This is a genomic window from Mesorhizobium sp. M2C.T.Ca.TU.002.02.1.1 (genome assembly GCF_003997225.1).
In genome coordinates this window covers 1-2,712 of record NZ_RZTO01000809.1, presented here as the reverse complement: position 1 = coordinate 2,712, position 2,712 = coordinate 1, and the positions used below count along the sequence as shown (strand labels likewise).

The window sequence follows — 2,712 nt, the reverse complement described above, 5'->3', positions numbered from 1 at the left end:
CGCCGGCGAAAAATGGTGGTGGCAGCCGATTACCACGTGTGCGGCTTGAAAATGGGTAGTCTCGCCGCGCGTAAGGACGAAAGTCTGATTGCCGTCGGCGGCTATCGGATCGAAAATGACAAGCGCAGGCAGTGTCAAAAAAAGGCGCCAACCAACTCAATCGGCGCCCAAGACAAACAACAACGGGAGGTAGCGATGTGCAGAGTCTTTGCCGGACAGGATCCGGAAGGCTACCGGCAGATCAACAGGTCGATCCGCATTGACGGCCATTCGACCAGCATCCAGCTCGAGGCGACGTTCTGGGGTCTGCTCGACGAGATCGCCGAGAGCCAGGGACTGACGACCCCGAAGTTCATCTCGAAGCTCTATGACGAGGCGATCGAGATCAACGGCCAGATCCCGAACTTCGCTTCCATGCTGCGCACGACCTGCGCGCTTTATCTGCGGGGCCACCGGCCCAGCGTCGAGGACCAGGCCGCGTTGAAGCGGGAAGCCGCCTAACCAACGGCACGGATGAACCCCGGGACAGGCCAGGCGGCGGAGCGATCCGCGCGCCTACAGGTTATTGCGTCCATCTAAAATACAGGCACAACGGACAACGGCGGCAGGCCTAACCAACGATTGACGATGCGCTTGACGGACAGTCTATCTTTCCGCAGGCTGGCAACAAATCGAGCTATGCGGCTTGAGCTTTACAGTTTCCGTCATCTTTAACTTGGGCGTGATTTCCCGGGGCAGGCACCTTTATTTTCGAGGCACCTAATATGAGCCATCGCTATCCTATCAGGATGAATCGGCGTCTTTTCCTCTCCTCTGTCGCCATGCTGACGATCACGGCTCCGGCCGTGAGCTTCGCGCGAACGATCTCGGGTGCCCTGCCCTGGGAGCCGATGGCTTCGGATCCGCCGGCGCGGGTCATCCCCGGCGGATGGCAGTTCTTCACGCCGCAGGAAGCGGCTCTGGTCGAGGCCATCGTCGACAGGCTCATCCCGCATGACGACCTCAGCATCGGCGGCAAGGAAGCCGGCTGCGCCGTCTACATCGACCGGCAGTTGGTGGGCGCCTTCGGGACATCGAGCCGGCTCTACACGCAAGGGCCGTTCAAGCCGGCATTGCCGACACAAGGCTACCAGGGCGAAGCCAACCCGGCGCAGCGCTATCGCGCCGGACTTGCGGCCATCGACGCATTCCTCAAGCAACGCGACGGCAAGACGTTCGTGGAGCTCAAGCCCGAGGATCAGGATGCGTTCCTGACTGCGATGGAGACGGGCAAGATCGAGCTGCCCAATGGGGTCAAGGGCCCTGGATTCTTCGGACTGATGCTGCAGAACACGATGGAAGGCTTCTTCGCCGACCCGGTCTATGGCGGCAACAAGGACATGGTGTCGTGGCGCATGCTTGGCTTTCCGGGCGCCCGCTACGACTACCGCGATCACGTTGCCAAGCACAATCAGCCATATCCGCAGCCGCCGGTTTCGATCACCGGGCGTCCGGAATGGCTCGGCAAGGGAGCCTGACCGATGACAAGGATATTGCCGCGCAAGGATGTCGTCATCGTCGGTCTCGGCTGGACGGGCGCGATCCTTGCCAATGAGCTGACGGATCAGGGGCTGGACGTGCTTGCCATCGAGCGCGGTCCCTGGCGGGATACCGCGACCGATTTCAACATCGGCTATGCGCAGGATGAGTTGCGCTACTCGATCCGTCGCGACCTCTTCCTGCAACCGGTCGTCGAAACCATGACGATGCGCAACGACCCCTCGCAGACGGCGCTGCCTATGCGCGATTTCGGCTCGTTCCTGCCGGGCAATGGCGTCGGCGGCGCCGGTGTCCATTGGAACGGCCACACCTGGCGGTTCTGGGATTCCGACTTCAAGACCAAGACCAATCTGACGAATAAATATGGCGCGGCCCGGATAGCCGATCTCCAGGTCGAGGACTGGGGCGTTACCGGCGCCGATATGGAGCCTTATTACGATCAGTTCGAGTATCTGGCCGGGATCTCCGGCAAGGCCGGCAACATCAAGGGCCAATTGCAGGAAGGCGGCAACCCGTTCGAGGACCCGCGGGCGCGCGATTACCCGAACCCGCCGATGCAGATGACCTATGCGCCCACGCTCTTTGCCGAGGCTGGCAGGTCGATGGGGTTGCATCCGTTCCCGACCCCGTCGGCCAACATGTCGCGCGCCTACACAAATCCACTCGGCATCACGCTTGGCCAATGCACGTTCTGCGGTTTCTGCGAACGCTTCGGCTGCGCCAACTACTCCAAGTCGAGCGCCCAGACGACCATCCTGCCGGTGCTGATGAAGAAGGCCAATTTCGAGGTCCGCACCGACAGCGAAGTGCTGCATGTCGACCTTGCCTCCGGCGGCAAGTCCGCGCGCGGCGTGACCTACATTGACTCCTCCGGCGAGGAATATTTCCAGCCGGCCGATCTCGTGCTTCTGTGCGCCTACGGCCTGCACAATGTGCGGCTGATGATGCTGTCCGGTATCGGCAAGATTTACGATCCCAACACCGGCGAGGGAACGGTCGGACGCAACTACTGCTACCAGACCAATGCCGGCGTGCAGGTGTTCTACGACGACAAGAACTTCAATCCTTTCATCGCGGCCGGCGCGCTCGGCCAGACGATCGACGATTTTAATGGCGATGCCTTCGATCATGGCGGCCTCGACTTCGTCGGCGGCGCCGGCATCAACTGCATTC

At 61.4% G+C, this 2,712-nt stretch carries 3 protein-coding genes; all 3 read left to right on the top strand.

Going from position 1 to position 2,712, the window contains the following annotated elements; translation table 11 throughout:
- Positions 1–195 precede the first annotated feature (195 nt).
- Positions 196–501, top strand: coding sequence for a ribbon-helix-helix domain-containing protein (locus EOD07_RS29760; protein ID WP_127237873.1), 306 nt, complete (start codon positions 196–198; stop codon positions 499–501).
- Positions 502–788: 287 nt separating this feature from the next.
- A complete protein-coding gene (locus EOD07_RS29755; RefSeq protein ID WP_127237872.1) occupies positions 789–1,517 on the top strand; it encodes a gluconate 2-dehydrogenase subunit 3 family protein in 729 nt (242 codons plus the stop codon).
- 3 nt (positions 1,518–1,520) lie between these two features.
- On the top strand, positions 1,521–2,712 hold a 1,192-nt coding region (locus EOD07_RS29750; RefSeq protein ID WP_164772662.1), incomplete at its 3' end, for a GMC family oxidoreductase.